Source organism: Pedobacter jaeyakensis (assembly GCF_054461315.1).
Genome location: NZ_CM136921.1, coordinates 1,103,238 through 1,121,989, shown reverse-complemented (window position 1 = coordinate 1,121,989; position 18,752 = coordinate 1,103,238). Strand labels below are relative to the sequence as shown.

General features: G+C 44.7%; 12 protein-coding genes. 4 read left to right on the top strand and 8 right to left on the bottom strand.

What is annotated here, in order from left to right:
• Positions 1–54: 54 nt before the first annotated feature.
• The 3 genes from ACXZ1K_RS05195 to ACXZ1K_RS05185 all read right to left on the bottom strand — a co-directional run bounded on the left by ACXZ1K_RS05195 (position 55) and on the right by ACXZ1K_RS05185 (position 3,488).
• Positions 55–1,575 (bottom strand): ATP-binding protein, encoded by a 1,521-nt coding sequence (locus ACXZ1K_RS05195; RefSeq protein WP_458972321.1) that lies wholly within the window; start codon positions 1,573–1,575, stop codon positions 55–57.
• Positions 1,576–2,703, bottom strand: coding sequence for an FIST signal transduction protein (locus ACXZ1K_RS05190; protein WP_458972320.1), 1,128 nt, complete (start codon positions 2,701–2,703; stop codon positions 1,576–1,578).
• Positions 2,704–2,840: 137 nt separating this feature from the next.
• Positions 2,841–3,488, bottom strand: coding sequence for a response regulator (locus tag ACXZ1K_RS05185; protein ID WP_458972319.1), 648 nt, complete (start codon positions 3,486–3,488; stop codon positions 2,841–2,843).
• 84 nt (positions 3,489–3,572) lie between these two features.
• Between ACXZ1K_RS05185 and ACXZ1K_RS05180 the strand changes: the two genes are divergently transcribed.
• Together ACXZ1K_RS05180 and ACXZ1K_RS05175 are read left to right on the top strand one after the other, a co-directional pair.
• The gene (locus tag ACXZ1K_RS05180; RefSeq protein ID WP_458972318.1) at positions 3,573–3,809 is read left to right on the top strand and encodes an RNA polymerase sigma factor; all 237 of its coding nucleotides are present in this window, start codon (positions 3,573–3,575) and stop codon (positions 3,807–3,809) included.
• A gap of 202 nt (positions 3,810–4,011) precedes the next feature.
• The gene (locus ACXZ1K_RS05175) at positions 4,012–4,626 is read left to right on the top strand and encodes a YciE/YciF ferroxidase family protein (RefSeq protein WP_458972317.1); all 615 of its coding nucleotides are present in this window, start codon (positions 4,012–4,014) and stop codon (positions 4,624–4,626) included.
• 12 nt (positions 4,627–4,638) lie between these two features.
• On the opposite strand, the gene treY is transcribed toward ACXZ1K_RS05175, so the two are convergent.
• The 4 genes from treY to ACXZ1K_RS05155 form a co-directional block, all read right to left on the bottom strand.
• Positions 4,639–8,589, bottom strand: a complete 3,951-nt coding sequence (gene treY / locus ACXZ1K_RS05170) for a malto-oligosyltrehalose synthase (protein ID WP_458972316.1) — start codon at positions 8,587–8,589, stop codon at positions 4,639–4,641.
• A complete protein-coding gene (gene treZ, locus ACXZ1K_RS05165; RefSeq protein ID WP_458972315.1) occupies positions 8,582–10,417 on the bottom strand; it encodes a malto-oligosyltrehalose trehalohydrolase in 1,836 nt (611 codons plus the stop codon). The genes treY and treZ overlap by 8 nt, the downstream gene beginning before the upstream one ends.
• On the bottom strand, positions 10,417–12,525 hold the full coding sequence (gene glgX, locus ACXZ1K_RS05160) for a glycogen debranching protein GlgX (protein WP_458972314.1): 2,109 nt from the start codon (positions 12,523–12,525) through the stop codon (positions 10,417–10,419). Before glgX ends, treZ begins: the two co-directional genes overlap by 1 nt.
• 117 nt (positions 12,526–12,642) lie before the next feature.
• Complete coding sequence (locus ACXZ1K_RS05155; RefSeq protein ID WP_458972313.1) at positions 12,643–13,143, bottom strand: hypothetical protein; 501 nt, start codon at positions 13,141–13,143, stop codon at positions 12,643–12,645.
• Between the two features lie 206 nt (positions 13,144–13,349).
• Here ACXZ1K_RS05155 and ACXZ1K_RS05150 point away from each other — a divergent pair, with 206 nt between their 5' ends.
• Together ACXZ1K_RS05150 and ACXZ1K_RS05145 are read left to right on the top strand one after the other, a co-directional pair.
• Positions 13,350–13,772: a hypothetical protein gene (locus ACXZ1K_RS05150; RefSeq protein ID WP_458972312.1), complete on the top strand. Its 423-nt coding sequence runs from the start codon at positions 13,350–13,352 to the stop codon at positions 13,770–13,772.
• A gap of 135 nt (positions 13,773–13,907) precedes the next feature.
• Positions 13,908–17,459, top strand: a complete 3,552-nt coding sequence (locus ACXZ1K_RS05145) for a PAS domain S-box protein (protein WP_458972311.1) — start codon at positions 13,908–13,910, stop codon at positions 17,457–17,459.
• On the opposite strand, the gene ACXZ1K_RS05140 is transcribed toward ACXZ1K_RS05145, so the two are convergent.
• The gene (locus ACXZ1K_RS05140; protein WP_458972310.1) at positions 17,456–18,745 is read right to left on the bottom strand and encodes a nucleotide sugar dehydrogenase; all 1,290 of its coding nucleotides are present in this window, start codon (positions 18,743–18,745) and stop codon (positions 17,456–17,458) included. The genes ACXZ1K_RS05145 and ACXZ1K_RS05140 overlap by 4 nt on opposite strands.
• Positions 18,746–18,752 lie beyond the last annotated feature (7 nt).

Sequence of the window (18,752 nt, the reverse complement as noted above, 5' to 3'; positions counted from 1 at the left end):
TATATCTATATTTGGTTGATACACAACACAGAAGATTGGGAAATGTTTTACCGGCTATTTATTGGCATAATGCGCTATTTTGCGGTACAACTCATCCGGGTTAAAAGGTTTGCTGATGTAATCATTCATCCCCACCACAAAAGCTTGATCTTTAATATCCAACATGGCGGAAGCCGTCAAAGCGATAATCGGTAGTTTCTGGTATTTCTCACCCGCCAGTTTCCTGATTTCTATCGTAGTTTGGTATCCATCCTTTTCCGGCATCTGCAGATCCATCAATACCATATCGTAATCATTCGTTTGAACAAGTGTTAAAGCAATCTCTCCATTTTCTGCCACATCACATTCCACATCCCAAATCATCATGTATTGTTTGGCCAGGATCACGTTAATGGCATTGTCTTCCGCAATCAGTAATTTAACACCCTTTAAGCTTTTGGTCTCTATCTCGTGAACACTGTTTTTGCTGATGAACTGCACATCGCTGTTTTTCATTTCCAGACTGAAACAGAATTCTGAACCCCTACCGAATTCACTCCTCACTTTTATTTTACTGCCCATGAGTTCCAATAACTTTTTCGTGATGGTTAAGCCTAGACCAGTTCCACCGAATTTACGCGTGGTATCAGAGGCAGCCTGTGTAAAGCTGTCGAAAATATAAGGCAGCTTGTCTTCCGGAATGCCGATACCGGTATCCGTTACTTCAAAATCTATAATGGTATGTGTAAGTGTGCGCTTGTTGAAAGATGCAACGATGGTTACCTTTCCTTCTTTGGTAAATTTTACGGCATTACCAATCAGGTTGGTCAAGATTTGCCCAAGTCTGACCGGATCTCCTTTAACCACATCCGGCAAATCCTGATCGATCAGCAACTTCAGCTGAATGTTCTTTTCATTGGCTTTTTGCAATAACGCGAGCCTGATGTTGCTAACCAGTTCCTTTATGCTAAAATCAGCTTCTTCAAATTCGACTTTACCGGCTTCGATTTTGCTGAAATCCAGGATGTCATTGATCAGCACCAGTAAATTTTCCGCAGAAAATTTAAGCAGGCGGAGATACTCCATCTGGTCCGGCCTCGGCTCCATCTTCAGCAGCAGGTGCGTGAAACCGATGACCGCATTCATTGGTGTTCGAATTTCATGACTCATGGTGGAAAGAAATTGCGACTTGGTGAGCGCGGCCTTTTCTGCAATATCTTTAGAAACGATGAGCTGGGTTTCCAGTTCTTTTGCCTTATCGATCTGCTCTTGCAAAAACTGGATGATGTGGATCAGGTCATATTCAGAATGTTCGAAGTCTGGCATCGCATCCGGGGCCAGGGAACTGATCGCTTTCTTTAGTTCTGAGATCGACTGATGCTTGATCTCATTTTCTTTGTGCAGGTGGTTGTTGACTTCCTGGTATTCCCTTTCGCTGATGGTGAAGGCGTGATCCGAAATCTTTTTTGCCTTCTCAAAAGACTGGAAAGAGTTGTTGATCTGATCCAGGAAATTCAGGATCGTTTGATCGGCCAGGTATTTTTCAGGAAGGAGCTTTTTGATTTGACGGTTCAGCGTACTGTGGTATTCCATCATTTATAATTCAGTTAAAGTGGTGATGGTCATGGTTTGGTTGTGCAGCTCGCACTGCGTTCCTTCTGTGAACGGAGAAATTTCACCGTAAGAATAGAAACCTGTAATTGCCGCAGCAGGACCAAGGATCGCTTTAGCGGCTTCTACTTCTTCATCTGTCCGGTCTTGCAAAATAAGTTTTCTACCTACGCAGCTCACTAAGATGGCCAATTGCGTTTGCTGGTTTTTGATGGAATTTTTAGCTGCTGTTGATGAAGCCTCGATCAGCTTGTCAAAGTTGGCTTTCATCAGCCGCACCTTGCTGCCTTCAGGAAGATTACCTGCAAAGGTCATGGATTTTTCTTCCTCATTTACACTAAGTATGGTACGTACGAGATTTTTATCGGAACCATTAATCCGGATAGAAAGTGGAAATAACAACGCTGAGCCGGGCAGTTCGTTGACGTAATCCCCTAAATATTGCTTGTAGAGGTCAAGCGCATTTTTTCCGTCGATCTCGTACAACACATTTTTATCAGATTTGGTGATCATACGCTCGTGACCAAACTCATCCCAGCCGCCAAAGGAGCCGTGACCGATTTGCAAATCCTTGCCATAAAATCCAATGGCAATCACATTTCCTTGCGAAGGAATCTCATTAAGTCCCGTAAACGTTTTTTCAAATCTGGCCGCATCGCCGGCAAGGCCACCGGTGATGGGCACCTGAGTTTCGTTGTTTTGGTTAAAGCCGCTGACCAATTCGCTACCGTTTACAAACGTTCCATCAGAAATGATAAAAACGCAATTCAAATCTTCTTTAGAAAGCGCGCTCATTAAAAATTTACCAGCTTCGAAACTGTTCTCATGCTGCTTGATGGTGGTATTTACGCAACTGATGCGGCCTTTCTCCAGTTCTATTGCAGTTGCGACGACTGTATTGTCGTACACGACATCGTCCATGATCTCTCCGGCAGTTGATGCGCAGACGATGCAGGCATTTGGATACCATCCTTTCAATGAATCCTGAATTTCTGGTTTAACGATCAACGCAGGTGAACCAAATACCAGGACGAGCTGGCATTGCACTTCATTTAACAGGGAATCTGCTGCAGTCCAGGTTTGGTTGGAGAAAAGGTGTTGTTTGATTTTCATCAGTTCCAATTTATAGCTAATGGCCGCTCATGAGCACATCAGGGGCCGATTTTAATTTAACACATATATAAGGAAGATCGATTTAAACATAGTCATAATTTAAGAAATGACATAAAAAAATCTAACTCTCCTGGTGTTTAACTTAAAAGGCCATTCATTACGGCATAGCGGATTAGTGCAGCTGTATTTTTTGATTTGGTTTTTTCAAGTAAAGACTGACGGTGGCCTTCTATGGTTCGCTTGCTAAGAAAGATCTTATCAGCAATCTCCATATTGGTATAACCTTCTGCAATACAATTTAATACCTCGATTTCCCGTGAGGAAAGCACTATAGCATTTCCCGGTTCGAAGTTGATGGCACCATGAAGTGTAAAATGATCTAGGAGTTTAAAAGAGATCTCCGCACAAATGTATTGCTGGCCCGCGTGGACTTGCTTTATGCAGAAAATCAACTCAGCGGCATCCACATTTTTGATCAAGTAGGCAGATGCACCCTTGCTGAATGCTTGAGAAACATACTTTTGATTTTCAAACATCGAGAGTACAATGATCTTGATTTCCGGAAATCTTAGCTTTATTTCCCCAATCAGGTCTATACCCCCCATTTCAGGCATTTGGATGTCGGCAAGTACAATATCAATCTCCAGGCCTTCATCAAGAAATTTCAGGGCCTGCTGACCATCCTTTGCCTCTTGAACGACTTCCAGCTGAGGATCAGCTTCCAGGATAAGCTTGATGCCATTACGAACTATTTTATGGTCTTCGACCAACAATATCTTTATCATGTGAGTGCTAAGATTAGCGAAAGGTAAGTACTTTTCTTGGTACGTGAATTGTTATTTGTAAAATGCAATCTAATATAAACTCATATGGCTTTCAACAGCAATCATGGAAACTACTTTAAGACATCGATAAACGATTTAGACGCCGCGTATTCCATTCCTTTCATTAAGTATTTTGAGGGACTTTCTTACGCGGAAATTGCCAAAGAGCTGGATCTTCCAGTGGGCACAGTGAAGTCAAGGATCCAGGTAGCCAGACAAGCACTTAGGGACAATTTTAAGATGTACAGTAAAAGCTTCGGCAAAGCAGCCATTGCGTCCTAATTAATACACCAACTCATTTTAATTATATTTTTTTGATGAAAGCCCTGGCTAATTGCCGGGGCTTTCATCTTTATATTTATTTGCAACGCTTCACGTATAAATCGCAGCATATCAGTAGTAAACACCTTATTTTATTATAATTAAACAAATAAAGTTTGGGTGCGTTATTAAGCTAAATATCGAACACAAAAAATAATATATTATGGCAACCGCAACTAAAACGGGCAGCAAAAAAACAGCTGCAACCACGACTAAGAAAACAGCTGCCGCAGCAGGCAGCGTAAAGTTATCTGCTAAACCGACCGGTAAAACCGGCAAGATGGAAGATTCAGAATTCCATGAATTTTTTGTAGATGAACTAAAAGACATTTATTGGGCAGAAAAACACCTGGCAAAGGCATTGCCTAAAATGAAAAAAGCGGCGACCAGTCCGGAATTGCAAGCAGCTTTTGAAAAACACACGGAAGAGACCAAAACCCATATTGCAACTTTAGAACAAGTTTTCGGATTGCTGGATGAAAAAGCAGCAGCTAAAAAATGTGATGCCATGGAAGGGTTACTTGCAGAGGCAGACAGCATTATTGAGGATACGGAACAAGGCACTCTAGTACGTGATGCCGGTTTGATCTTAGCTGCTCAAAAAGTAGAACATTACGAGATTGCAACTTATGGAACTTTAAGGGTATTTGCTGAAAATATGGGCCACACTGATGTAGTAGATCTATTGTCTCAAACACTTGAAAACGAAAAAGCAACTGATGTTGCATTAACTCAAATTGCAGAAAGCTTTGTGAATGAGCAAGCTGCTGCAGAATAATTAAAGATACATCTACCTCCCGAAAAGCTCTGCCAGTTGGTGGAGCTTTTTTTGTATTCCCTGGTTTAGATCGCCCGGCTTTAATCGCCACATCCAATTTCCCTTGACAGAGGCGGGGGTGTTCATACGGGCCCTGCCATCTTTGTTCAGCAAATCCTGCATGGGGATAATCGCAATTTTGGCTACCGAGGCATAGGCCATCGCGATCAGCTCTGCGTTTACATTGCTTTTACTTACTTTTTTGCGAATATATTGGGATAATCTCGTCCTGGTATCCAAATCCGTTTCCTCCAGGTACCATCCGAGTGTGGTATTATTGTCGTGCGTACCGGTATAGACGATGCAATTGTCGGTATTATAGTTATGAGGAGCATGAATGGATTCAGGCAGGTCTTCGCCGAAGGCAAACTGCAATACCTTCATCCCGGGTAATGCAAACTGGTCGCGAAGTTGAAACACTTCAGGGGTAATCTCACCGAGGTCTTCCGCAATAAAAGGGAGCTGACCAAAATGGCTGACCATGGCGTTAAAAAATTGGGTTGATGGACCGGACTTCCAACTTCCTGATTTTGCGGATTCGCTTTGTGCAGGAATCTCCCAATAATCCACAAATGCCCTAAAGTGATCCAAACGAACCAGATCGTATAAGGCGATGTTTCTTTCTATACGCTGGATCCACCAGCGGTATTTCTGTTTGGCCATGGCCGACCAGTTGTAAACTGGCATCCCCCACATTTGTCCGTCTGCATTAAAATAATCTGGCGGCACACCTGCGACCCCAAGAACTTTCCCATTGTTATCTATTTGAAAAAGCTGGGGATTTGCCCAGACATCCGCAGAATCAAGCGCAGCATAAAAGGGCATGTCGCCAATCAGCTGAATATTCAGGACAGCTGCTTCTTGCCTGATTTTTGCCCATTGCCTGAAGAACTGGTATTGTTGCCATTTGATTTCAGTGATCATTTCATGCCGGGTTTCCGAAATGACGGTCAGCGCATTAGCGGAGCGTTGTTTGAAGGCCTTTGGCCAATCAAACCACGGCCTGCCTGAATGCAATTTTTTCAATACCTGATAAAGCGCATCGTCGTCCAGCCAACCTGCCTGTGCTGCGCAAAACTTCTCAAAATCTTGCTGATCGGTTTGTCGAAAATTTTGCCAGGCTTTGGTCAACAGCTCCTGTTTAAGTTGCTCTGCCAATTCAAAGCTGACTTTTCTCCTGGTTTTGCGGGCATGACTGTCCAGATCTGCCTGGTCCAGTAAACCATCCTTCAATAGCAAATCGGGACTAATGAGCAAAACATTACCAGCCATGACAGATGTGGCGCTGTATGGCGAATAAGACTGCTCTTCAGCCAGGGGATTCATGGGCAATAATTGCCAATATTTTTGACCTGCCGCGGCTAAAAAAGAAAGAAAACTACTGGCGGACGGACCGAAATCGCCGATACCATATGGAGAAGGTAAAGAAGACACATGCAACAGTATCCCTGCAGAACGCTTATGCGCTGGTTTTTTGAAATGTAAAACAGCAAAAGGCAGTTCATCAAAAACTTGACCCAAACGTAAAGAATTTCCTGTTTTAACCTGCAGGTCTTTCAGACAATCGTGACATTCACCAGCTATAAAATCAGGGAGTACGATGCTGGTATCTTCCCAATCTGCCTTACCTGGCTGCACGATTTCATCATTAAGCGCTGAAAAATTAAGGGGAACTGCAAAGATGAGGTAATCGTTTTGGTATCGCCTGGCGAAAGCAAAGACATTTGCCGAATATTTTCCGCTGACTTCCAGGGGCTGATATGTACCTTTTTCAAACACATCCGGCAGGCGGTTTCGTAATTGGAGCAACTGATTTAAGAAAAATAATTTGATTTTCCCTGAAGCAGCATTACGCCATAATTCCGGCAATTCTATGACGTCCTTTTCGATTTCTTTCAGGAACTTATTTCGAAGCTCATAGTCGACCGGCCGCCTGTTATCGGGATCTACGAAGCTTAAGTCCCAAAATTCGCTGCCCTGGTAGGTATCAGGAATGCCAGGCGTTCCATGTTTGATGATCAACGCGGCTAATGAATTGATTTTACCGAGCGCAGCAACCTTTTCGTTAAACTGTTGAAATGCCGACCAAAAAGGACGTTTTTGATCTAATAAAACGGAAATGAACCGCTTGCAGTCGGCCTCGTATTGCTGATCAGGCTCATCCCAATTGGACTGGTCTTTCGCTTCTCTGAGCGCCTTCTCGGTATATTCCAAAAACCTTCCGGCAAAATCTTGCTGTTCCTGCTCTAAATCTGGCCAGGCAGCAATTAAACTTTGGTAGATAAAATATTCATCATTCTGATTGGGCTGCTGATGTTGAATTTCATCCGCATTCAGGATTTTCCAGTCGGCAACCTCCTTTAGCCAAATGCCCTTGAGATCTGTCAGCACATTTAATCTTGCCCTGGCGTCCTCTCCTCTTTTGGTATCGTGTGTGGCAGAGGCGTTCATGCTGAGCGGCCAGCGGTGCTGTCTTTCCAATATTTCTTCATGAAAATCTTTGGCTGAAATACCAAAACGCTCTGGCGAATCGCCCACTTCGTTGCTGCCGATGAACCGGTTAAACGTATACATCAGTGTGTCTTCCACGCCTTTGGCCATGAGCGGTCCTGTGAACTGCATCAGCCGGAGGAAAAATTGCCCTTCTCCGGCAAAAAGGCGCTTGCGAAAATAAGGAAGCACCGGTTCAAACTGGGGCTCTTCTTTTAACCTGTCGAAGATGGCATCAATGGCTTCACGATCAGCTGCCGCGAGCGGCTGGAGGGCATTGTAGAATCGGTAAACCGGACAAGCGATCAAAAATGCAGCAATGAGCTCACGGAAAATGGTATTGTCTGGCAGCGGCGGTTGGGGTTTGTTGTACGACAAGAACAACTGGTATAAATTTTCCAGTTCGCCCTGCATGTATTTTTGGAGGAATTCCCTTTTCTTGCGCTCAACCTGCTGTGGAACTGTCGTACGAAAATGACCCAGATTTTTATAAAACTTATTGAATTTCTTTTCTGCTTTTTGGTTGGTGAAAAGTTGGTTAACCAATCCAAGATGGTCATAACCCGTGGTGCCCTGTACCGGCCAGTTTTGTGGGAGGACCTCTCCCGGTTCCAGAATCTTCTCCACTACAATATAGGTTTCTGGTCCGCAAAGTTCCCGGAGGCGATAAAGATAGGCGGTTGGATCATAAAGTCCGTCTACATGATCTATACGAATACCCTGAATGGTTCCATCCACTAACAATTCCCTGGTCAGGCGATGGTATTCATTAAAGACATTCTCGTTCTGGATATTTAGGCAAATCAGGCTATTGACGGTAAAAAAGCGGCGGTAGTTGATGGCCGTATGACTTTCCTGATAGTTACACAGTCGGTAATACTGCTGACTAACCATATCTTGAATGGGAAGGTTCAGGTCTGTATCTTCCCGCAGTGGCCAAAGGCTCTCGTGATATTTTAAAAAATGTTCCCCATTAATTTTTGTTAAGACAAGATCTTCGTTCGCCATAGCGGTCTCCACGTCCGTCCCGAGGAAAGGAGCCATTATTGGTTCTTTGCCCAAATCCTCAGAAATAATATCGAAGTACTTTCTATAAGCAGAAGTTTCGCCATACTTAAGCACGTCCATCAGCCATTTATTGTGGTGATGAAAGGCCATGTGGTTGGGCACAATATCCTGAATCCAGGATATGCCGGCCGATTTGAGTGCGGCACTTAAACTTTTTAATTCATCCAGTGTACCCAATTCCGGGTTGACCTGATTTGGATCTGTACCATCATAACCATGCATGCTGCCTGGTGCAGCCTGAAAAATTGGCGAGGCGTACAAGGTTCTAATGCCAAGGTGCTTTAAATAGTCGACCTCTTCTTTTAAATGTTTGAAGGTGTAGTCGGCATGAAACTGTATGCGGTAGGTGGATTGCGGATTAAACATAGGTAGCGGAATAGGCAATAAAAGATTCGGGCTGAATGTGAATACTATGCTCTGTAAATGAAAGTAATGAATTTGAAATAACACCGGAATAGCTGTTGGAGTTTGAATCCAGTAGCAAGCGCCTATCTTTTAAGTTTGTGGGAAGCGGCAAAACCTGGGCCTTTCCAGAAAAATTCAGCACACAAAGGATGAGGTTGGCACTACCGGTTAATCCACGCTCAATCACCAGGCATTCCTGCGCCTTATGTAAATGAACATGCGTGGCCTGTCGGTCGCACATTTTCAATGCCAGCTGATTTTTACGCAGGGCAATCAGATCCTGATAGAAACGAAACAGGCTTGCATGCTTTTGCTGTTGTAACAAATCCCAGTTGAGCATGGAATTGTTAAAGGTTGACAAGGCCTGCGGATCAGGAGCTTCTCCCCCTGAATGCATTGCTGCGAACTCTTCGCGACGGCCTTTTCTAACCATTTCGATCAGTTCAGCATCTGTGTGGCTCACAAAGTATTGAAAAGGATTGGTTTCACCCCATTCCTCCCCCTGGAAGAACATGGGCAAAAAGGGAGAAACGCAGACTGCCGCTGCCATTACTTTTAACATTTCGAAACTGACCAATTCGCTGGTCCGCTCGCCGAGCATGCGGTTACCGATTTGGTCATGGTTTTGAGAAAAGACAATGAATTGCTTACCGGGATGAGCTGTGGCGGCTTTCCCGAATGTACGGTCGCGCTCCGTAGAGAACATGCCAGTATAAACGTAGGCGTCTTTGAAAGACTTGGCCAGGTGTTCAATTCCGGAGAAATCTGAATAGTAGCCGGATTTTTCCTGACCGGCGGTAACGCGCAGTGCGTGGTGAAACTCATCCACCCACTGGGCATCCATACCATAGCCACCATTTTCCAGGTCGGTGATGTATTTTGGGTCGTTGAGATCGGATTCTGCAATCAGGTAATGAACACGGCCAGTTTGCGCCATTAGGATGTCTGTTTTCCGGCTGATCTCCTGCAAAATATGAACGGCACTGAAATCCTTAATGGCATGAACAGCGTCTAATCGCAAAGCATCCACATGAAAATCCCGGAACCACATCAGGGCATTATCTATAAAGAAATTCCGCACGGCGTCACTACCCCGATCATCGAAATTTACAGCGTTTCCCCAGGGCGTTTGGTATTGGTCAGTAAAATAAGGGCCGAATTTCTCCAGTTGGTTTCCTTCAGGGCCGAGATGGTTGTAGACCACATCCAAAATCACGGCGATACCTTTGGCATGACAAGCATTGACCAGGTTTCTTAAACCTAGTGCCCCGCCATAGGAATTCTGCACCGCAAAAGGAAAAACGCCATCATAGCCCCAGTTGCGTGTACCTGGAAAGGATGCAACCGGCATCAGTTCTATTGCCGTTATGCCCAGGTTGACCAGGTGCTCCAATCGGTTAATGATCCCATCAAAATCACCCTCGGGAGAAAAAGTACCAGTGTGGAGCTCATAGATCATGTATTCGTTTAGCGGATGATTGCGCCAGTCGGAATCCTCCCAATCAAAAAGATGCATGTTTAGTGCTTGCGAAGGGCCGTGAACTCCTTCGGGTTGAGCAAGCGAGGCCGGATCTGGCAATTTTTCATTGTCTACCAGGAAATGGTACTTGTCGCCATCTATTAGCAGATCAGTTTCCAGGTACCAGTACCCATGTTCCTGCGGCTGCAGCAGGATTTGCTGGCTACCGAACAAGATAGCTACCTGAGACGCGCGTGGCGCCCAAAGCAGGACATGCGCCTGGCCAACCCTGTCGAAGTTGACTCCAATATTTCTTTCTGGTAAATGCATTAGTTAATAGCTGAACTCAGTACAACAATAGACCGGCCTGCGACGTGCAATTCCTGCTGAGGCTGATATTTTGGCGTTTCTGGAATGACATCAAAGTTCGTATCCAGGATAACCTCCCATTCTGACCCATACTGCGCAGGTGGGAGTTTGTAATCAAGCCCTTCATCATGCGCGTTAAAGATCACATAAAAATGATCATCGAAAATCTTCTTACCGTGAACATCCCTGCTTTTAAGGCCTTTGCCATTTAAATACACGGCAAGCGATTTTGCGAAATCCTGCTCCCAATTGTGGTCCTGCATTTCAAACCCTTCAGGCAGGAACCAAATGATATCTTCAATCCCGGAACCCTTTATAGGCCGACCCTGGAACCACCTTCTGCGGCAAAATGCGGGGTGTGCTCTTCTAAAGCTGATGAGCTTTTGCGTATAGCTGAGCAGTTCCAGATCAGCTTGAGGCCAGTTGATCCAACTGAGCTCATTGTCCTGACAATAGGCATTGTTATTGCCTCTTTGTGTGCGGCCCATTTCGTCGCCAGCCAGCAGCATCGGTACGCCCTGCGAGAGCATGAGTGTGGCCAGCATGTTTCTTTTTTGTTTATTTCTAATCAAGTTAACGGCTGCATCGTCAGTCTCCCCTTCAACCCCATAGTTACTGGATCGGTTGTGGTCTTCCCCGTCTTTATTGTCTTCTCCATTTTCCTCATTGTGTTTTTGGTTATAGGATACAAGATCATGCAAAGTAAAGCCATCATGCGCGGTGATGAAATTGATGCTGGCGGTTGGCCGACGGTTGTCATCCCGGTAAAGATCGGGACTACCTGTAAACCTGGATGCAAATTCACCGAGCATGCTGTGCTCTCCCCTCCAATAATCCCGGATACAATCCCGGTATTTTCCGTTCCACTCTGCCCAGCCAGGAGGAAAATTACCCACCTGATATCCCCCTTCGCCGATGTCCCAGGGTTCTGCGATCAGTTTTACCTGGGAGATGACCGGATCCTGGTGGATGACACTAAAAAAGGCACCAAGCATGTTGACTTCATCTAATCCCCTTGCCAATGTTGAGGCAAGGTCAAAACGAAAACCATCCACATGCATTTCCTGGACCCAATACCTTAGGCTGTCCATCATTAGTCGGAGTACACTCGGAAAATGCGCGTTCAATGTGTTCCCGGTTCCGGTATAGTCCATATAATAGCGCTTATCCTCCGTTAATCGGTAGTATTCCGCATTGTCGATCCCCTTGAAAGAGAGCGTGGGACCAAGGTGGTTTCCCTCGGCCGTGTGGTTATAAACGACATCAAGGATCACCTCAATTCCCGCCTTATGGAGCGCTTTGACCATATCTTTAAATTCCGTTACTTGTCCCCCGAGTGTTCCGCGGGAAGAATATTTGGTGTCCGGACTAAAAAAACCGATGGTATTGTATCCCCAATAATTGCTGAGCCCTTTTTCTACTAAAACATTGTCGTTAATAAACTGGTGGATCGGCATGAGTTCAATAGCGGTGATGCCAAGCGACTTTAAGTGTTGTATAATTACAGGATGGGCAATGGCAGAATAGGTACCGCGAATCTCGTCTGGAATTTCGGGATGCAGTTGCGTTAAGCCCTTCACATGCGCTTCGTAGATAATGGATTCGTGATAACTTGTAGCCGGAGCGGGGACGTCCTCCCAGTCGTACGCCGAATCCACCACGACCCCTTTAGGAATAAATGCTGCACTATCTAAAGTGCTGAAAGTTAAATCGTTTTCTCCCACTTCGTAGCCATAAAGGGACTCGTGCCAGTTAACAGCCCCGGATATGGCTTTAGCATAAGGATCGATCAGCAATTTGTTGGGATTGTAGCGGTGGCCGTTTAAGGGATCAAAAGGACCATAAACACGATATCCGTAACATTGCCCGGGGAGTATACCAAGAATATACACATGCCAAATTCCACTGCTGCGTTCGAACAAGTTGACCGTTACATAATTTTCCCCGCAATTTTCTTCAAACAGGCAAAGCTCCACCGCAGTTGCATGTCCGGCGTATATGGAAAAATTTACGCCTTTGCCGTCCCATGTAGGGCCAAGAGGATAAGGGCTACCTGGATATATTTCCAATCCACCCATATTAAGCCTTAAAGTTAGTTGAGAACATCATCATTTGTTTCGTACTGATCTGTTAGGGAACAGCGCTTGTTGTTAAATTGTTCTGATTTAGGTCCGAATTGTTGCCCCTTACCGAAACCGGTTTCTTTGCCTGTTCCACCAAGGCATGTTGTTAACGGCCCCAAAGTTCCGAAAAGCGGCCATACGTTTTTTGGCGATGACATAACTGCAACTGAATGGTGCTTTGAGCTGTACGGAAAATACTTTCCCTTCTTTAGTGACCCTTTCAATGAGGTCGCCACGGACGATCAATTCCCTTCTGATCACAAAATAGGCATCGGAAGGAAGGGCGGAATTGGATGCCTTCATGGAGGCATGAGGCCAAGGGACAATCTGATTTTCCATATTGTAGGCGATGGTATAGGCGTTTTGATAAGTAATCAATGCGATCTCGAAGAGCGCTTCAGGTGAGGTGGAAGTGATTGCAGACCGGCGCTTATTGGCAACGATGATTCTTTGAGCGCGCCGGTAGAATCTTCTGACGTGGTTGAGGTTAAAATAGACATAAACGAACGAAGCCAGTAAAGCAAAATCCTGGTATTGCGATGAAAAAATTGTTGTTGTGATCATGCCGCGAAACTCTGTGGCTTTAGGGAAAATATACAAGCTCAATTTTATTTTTCCCCTTTAAGGCAGGACAAACTCGTTTAACCGGTAGTTGATCCCCTTCGGTGATTGGGGTCATAGATCATGCACAAATGAGCTTTTACAGCCCTTAGGTTTGCCGACAGTTAACCGTGCAGCAATGCATTATTTTAAAATTTACTAATGATCTTATGAATCAAAATTCTACCATGACAACGGCTACTGCGACGTATGCCTTTACACAATCGGGAGTTGATGCCTTATTACAGGAACTCTATCAATTGCCGAAGTTTGAACTGAAAGCAGAATCAGAAACTTTGAAAACCAATTTCCGGGAATGGCTTTCGGATCGGTTTGAGCTTAAACCTAGCCAGCTTGACTACCTGAATAATATGAACGCACAAACGTTGAAGCTTACTGCAGCGTCCTGTAGTTTTGCCCTGGCCAACCAATTGCCGATTTATGTAGAAAAACCGGCAAACGAGTCCAAAGATGACGACCCACCAAAATTAAAAGAGATTATGGTGAGTACTAACTTGAAATCAAAGTCCGCAAACGACGGCAAATGGGGTGCCTTCGGTCATGTGACCGTATGCATCGGCTACAGGGATTAGTGGTTTAAACAATTGAGGAATTAAAGATAAGAGGATGTTGATCAGGCATCCTCTTATTTATTTAACCCGAAAATATGGTCAGCTGGCAAATTTTTCGTAAATTTCTTATTATTGAGCCATCCCAAATATAAGCCAATGAATAAGTTTCCAGTGCCGGACAATGAGCAAGAGCGGTTAAAGTTTCTACAGGACTACGAGATATTAGATTCCGGATACGAATACAAATTTGACCGCATTACAGAGCTCGCTTCCATTATTTGTGAAGTACCTATATCCCTGATATCGCTTATCGATGAAAAACGTCAATGGTTTAAATCTCAAGTAGGCCTGGATGTAGCAGAAACACCGAGAGAATTGTCGTTTTGCCAATATGCCATTATGGGCGACAATTATTTTGAAGTTCCGGACGCTAAGAAGGATGACAGGTTTGTAGATAACGATTTGGTAACCGGTGATCCGAACATCAGGTTCTATGCGGGCTACCCGCTGATTGATCCTAACGGATATGCTTTGGGTACGCTGTGTATTATAGACAGGCAACCCGGACACCTGAATGATAAGCAAAAGAGGGCATTAGAGCTGTTGGCTGAAGAAGCGATTGCTTTAATAGTGGAGCATCGGAAGAAAAAGGAACTGGATAATTTTGAAAAACTATTCAAAATCTCCAACGACCTCATCTGCATTGTAGGCACAGACGGCTTTTTCAAAAGAGTAAACCCGATGTTTGAGCAGCTGCTGGGCTGGGACAAAAAAGACTTGAAGACGCGGTCGCTCTATGATCTGGTCCATCCGGAAGATCTGAAACGCTCGCGCACGGAGATTTTAAAATTAGGCCGGGGCGCAAATACCATTGTACTAGAACACAGATTGAGGACGAAAGCCGGCGATTATAAAACCCTGCAGTGGGTGGCCACACAAGAACCTCATACACATAATGTATTTGGAATAGGCAGGGACATGACCGAAGAGCGCCTTCGGGAAGTGCAATTGGTGATCAGCGAGAAAAGATTGAGGGCATTTTTTGAAAACTCTCAGGGCTTGATGTGTACGCACGACCTGAAAGGCAATTTCTTGTCTGTAAATTATGCCGGGGCAGCCATATTGGGTTATTCCACTAAAGAAATTTTAAGTGGGAGTTTGTATGACATCACGCCTCCGCAAAGACATCCTTATGTTGATGCGTACCTCAAACAAATAGCGGAAACAGGAAGTGCAGAGGGACAAATGCTCACCAATCATAAAGATGGTTCTGTGCGTATCTGGATGTTTAAAAATGTGCTGGAAATTGTACCTGATGGCCCATCTTATGTCATTGGAAATGCGATTGACATTACAGAAAGGCATAAACTGGAGCGGGATCTGGAACATACCAAGCAGTTTTTAGATGATGTGCTGCACGCGGCATCCGAAGTGAGTATTATTGCGACCGATGAGAATGGCATCATCACTGTATTTAACACTGGGGCAGAAAAGCTTTTGGGTTATACTGCAGAAGAGATGATTGGTAAGGCGACCCCTTACCAGATCCACATGCCGGAGGAAGTAATGGAAAAAGGCAAAGAACTGACTGCAAAATATGGCACAGAAGTATCCGGGCTGAATATTTTTATCAAAAATGCGGTGAGGCACGGTTCTGAACAAGGCGAATGGAGTTATGTACGCAAGGATGGACAACTCCGTAAAGTTTCGGTAGCGATCACCCCGATCAGAAATAAGGCCAATAAAATTAGCGGTTACCTTGGAATTGGGTTGGACATCACCTCGTTAAATAATCAACGGGAGGAACTGAAGATTGCCAAAGTGAGGGCCGAAGAGGCGAGTATCGCTAAGTCGGAATTCCTGGCTAATATGAGTCATGAGATCCGGACCCCGCTAAACGGCGTGATCGGGTTTACCGACCTCCTGCTCAAGACCAAACTCAATGAAACGCAAAAACAATACCTGTCGATTGTAAACCAGTCGGCCAACGCCCTGCTTGGCATCATCAACGACATCCTGGACTTCTCTAAAATAGAGGCTGGCAAATTGGAACTTGCTATAGAAAAGTGTGATTTGTATGAAATGAGTGCCCAGGCAACTGACATCATCACTTACCAAATTCAGACTAAGGGATTGGAGATGCTGCTGAACATTCCATATGATTTGCCCCGATTTATTTGGACAGATCCTGTTCGGTTAAAGCAAATTCTGATCAATTTACTAAGCAATGCCTCTAAATTTACGGAGAAAGGGGAAATAGAGCTTAAAATTGAGATCATTGGGGAGCAGGAAGAACTAAGAATCTTTAGGTTTAGTGTGCGGGACACCGGCATCGGGATTAAGGCCGATAAGCAGGAAAAAATATTTGAAGCTTTTTCTCAAGAGGATGGCACAACCACCAAAAAATATGGGGGAACAGGGCTGGGCTTGACCATATCGAATAAGCTTTTGGGTTTAATGGGCAGTAAGCTGGAGTTGACGAGTGTAGCAGGAAAAGGCAGCACATTCTACTTCGACATTGCCCTGCCTGCGGAAGAAGGTGATGCCATAGAATGGAAAGACATTGACCACATCAAGAACGTACTCATTGTGGACGACAATGAGAACAACAGGATGATCTTGAAACAGATGCTTTTATTGAAGCAAATTAACAGTGACGAAGCGAAGAATGGTTTCGAAGCACTACAGTACCTGGCGAAAGGCGAAGAATACGATGCCATCATCATGGATTACCATATGCCCTATATGGATGGCCTGGAAACCATTAAAAAGATCAGGGCCAATTTTGAGATTGGCGATAAAGAACAGCAGATCATTTTATTGCACAGTTCTTCTGACGATGAGCTACTACAAAGCGCCTGTAAAGAACTCAACATCATCCACCGGATGGTGAAACCCATAAAAACCGAGGACATCTACAACGTACTTTCCAGATTATACAAAGAAGAACAGCACCATATAGATGTTAAACCGGCTGAGTTGAGCACAACTGCAGCCAAGGTGAATATCCTGATTGCTGAAGACAATGCCATAAATATGTTGCTGGCAAAAACCATCATCAGACGCATAGCGCCAAACGCCACCATTTACGAAGCAGCGAACGGTGTGGAAGCATTGGCCTATTGTGAAACCAATAAGCCCGACTTGATTTTAATGGATGTGCAAATGCCCGAAATGAACGGGTACGAAGCAACCCGGCAGATCAGGGAGACTGACGCAGGAAGGCAGGTGCCCATATTGGCACTGACTGCAGGGAATGTGAAAAGTGAGAAAGAGAAATGCCTGGAAGCCGGAATGGACGACTTTATTTTGAAGCCAATTGTAGAAAGTACTTTAGCGCTTGCCTTTGAGAAATGGCTGCATTTTTATGACGTGAAGCAAGCGGCTCACCTGCATTTCGACAAAGCGCAGATCACGGCCAACATCGGCAATGATGAGCGGCTGATGACCGAGGTAATCCAATTGACCAGAGCCGAACTGATGGACGCAGCTGAATCTATCCCAAGCCTTTTTATGGCAAAAGATTTAAAGGAGCTCAATGCCGTTGGCCATAAGCTATATGGAACGGCCATGACTTCCGGACTGAAATTATTGAGCGGTATTGCCAATGAGCTGGCGCATCTGGACAATGCTAACGATGAACAGCTGGACCTACTCAATGAAAAATTGCAGGCCGAGATTAAAGTTTGCTTGAAATTATTGGTTTAGAGTCGCGCGTCTACAAATTCCCTAGGAATGAATGACTTGATGTCGAAAATCACTGCACCTTGTTTTTTGTAGGTTTGATAATCTATTTCTAGAAATTCATTGTGTGCCACAGCCACAATAACGGCTTTGTATTCCCTTTTATCCAGGTCCTTCAGAAGTGTAATTCCGTATTCTTCCATTACCTGATCTGCGTTAGCCCATGGATCGTACACATCGGGAAGGAGCCCGAATTGGCTCAACTCTTTATAGATGTCAATGACCCTTGTATTCCGGATATCCGGACAATTCTCTTTAAAGGCAAAGCCGAGGATAAGTACCTTTTCTCCTTTCAATTTATCGCCTTTGGCCAGGATCAGTTTAACCACTTTGTTGGCGATGAAGATGCCCATGTCTTCATTCACCTTGCGGCCAGACAAGATCACCTGGGGTACGTAACCCAATGCATTTGATTTATATGCCAGGTAATATGGATCTACCCCAATGCAGTGCCCACCTACCAGGCCTGGTTTATATTTTAGAAAATTCCATTTTGTGGCGGCCGCTTCCAATACATCAGCAGTATCAATATCCAGTTTATCAAAGATCAGGGCCAGTTCGTTCACAAAGGAGATGTTGACATCCCGCTGGGCATTTTCTATCGCTTTAGACGCTTCGGCCACCTTAATGCTTGGCGCCAGATGCGTACCGGCAGAGATGATCTCCGCATAGAGGTTATTGATGACAATGGCGGCCTCTGGCGTAGAACCAGAAGTTACCTTTTTGATTTTAGTGAGGGTATTTATTTTATCTCCCGGGTTGATCCGCTCTGGGGAATAGCCGCAGTAGAAATCTGAATTATAAGTTAGTGAAGAGTATTTTTCCAAGACAGGCACGCAATCCTCTTCGGTACAGCCTGGGTAGACAGTGGATTCATAGATGACGATGTCGCCTTTCTTTAATACTCTTGCCAACATCTCTGTAGCCTTAAGGAGTGGATTGAGGTCAGGATTTTTAAAGGCATCAACCGGCGTTGGAACCGTTACAATGTAAATATTATAGTCTTTTAATAAGGCTTTGTCGGCCGACAACATTAACCCCCTACTGGATTCTTTAGCTCCCAAAACCTCCCGCAATGCATCGATATCAGCTTCCTTGGTTGTATCCTGATCTGCCAACAGTTCATTTACCCGGGTTTGGTTAATATCGAATCCCAGCACCTGGTATTTTTTTGCAAATTCTATGGCAAGCGGCAGTCCGACATAACCCAAGCCTATAACCGCGATTTTCTTATTCTGTGCTGTCGACATCCTGTAA

Coding starts and splice junctions, on each gene's coding strand:
- ACXZ1K_RS05195 (WP_458972321.1), bottom strand. CDS start 1,575: ATGATGGAATACCACAGTACGCTGAACCGTCAAATCAAAAAGCTCCTT.
- ACXZ1K_RS05190 (WP_458972320.1), bottom strand. CDS start 2,703: ATGAAAATCAAACAACACCTTTTCTCCAACCAAACCTGGACTGCAGCA.
- ACXZ1K_RS05185 (WP_458972319.1), bottom strand. CDS start 3,488: ATGATAAAGATATTGTTGGTCGAAGACCATAAAATAGTTCGTAATGGC.
- ACXZ1K_RS05180 (WP_458972318.1), top strand. CDS start 3,573: ATGGCTTTCAACAGCAATCATGGAAACTACTTTAAGACATCGATAAAC.
- ACXZ1K_RS05175 (WP_458972317.1), top strand. CDS start 4,012: ATGGCAACCGCAACTAAAACGGGCAGCAAAAAAACAGCTGCAACCACG.
- treY (WP_458972316.1), bottom strand. CDS start 8,589: ATGTTTAATCCGCAATCCACCTACCGCATACAGTTTCATGCCGACTAC.
- treZ (WP_458972315.1), bottom strand. CDS start 10,417: ATGCATTTACCAGAAAGAAATATTGGAGTCAACTTCGACAGGGTTGGC.
- ACXZ1K_RS05155 (WP_458972313.1), bottom strand. CDS start 13,143: ATGATCACAACAACAATTTTTTCATCGCAATACCAGGATTTTGCTTTA.
- ACXZ1K_RS05150 (WP_458972312.1), top strand. CDS start 13,350: ATGAATCAAAATTCTACCATGACAACGGCTACTGCGACGTATGCCTTT.
- ACXZ1K_RS05145 (WP_458972311.1), top strand. CDS start 13,908: ATGAATAAGTTTCCAGTGCCGGACAATGAGCAAGAGCGGTTAAAGTTT.
- ACXZ1K_RS05140 (WP_458972310.1), bottom strand. CDS start 18,745: ATGTCGACAGCACAGAATAAGAAAATCGCGGTTATAGGCTTGGGTTAT.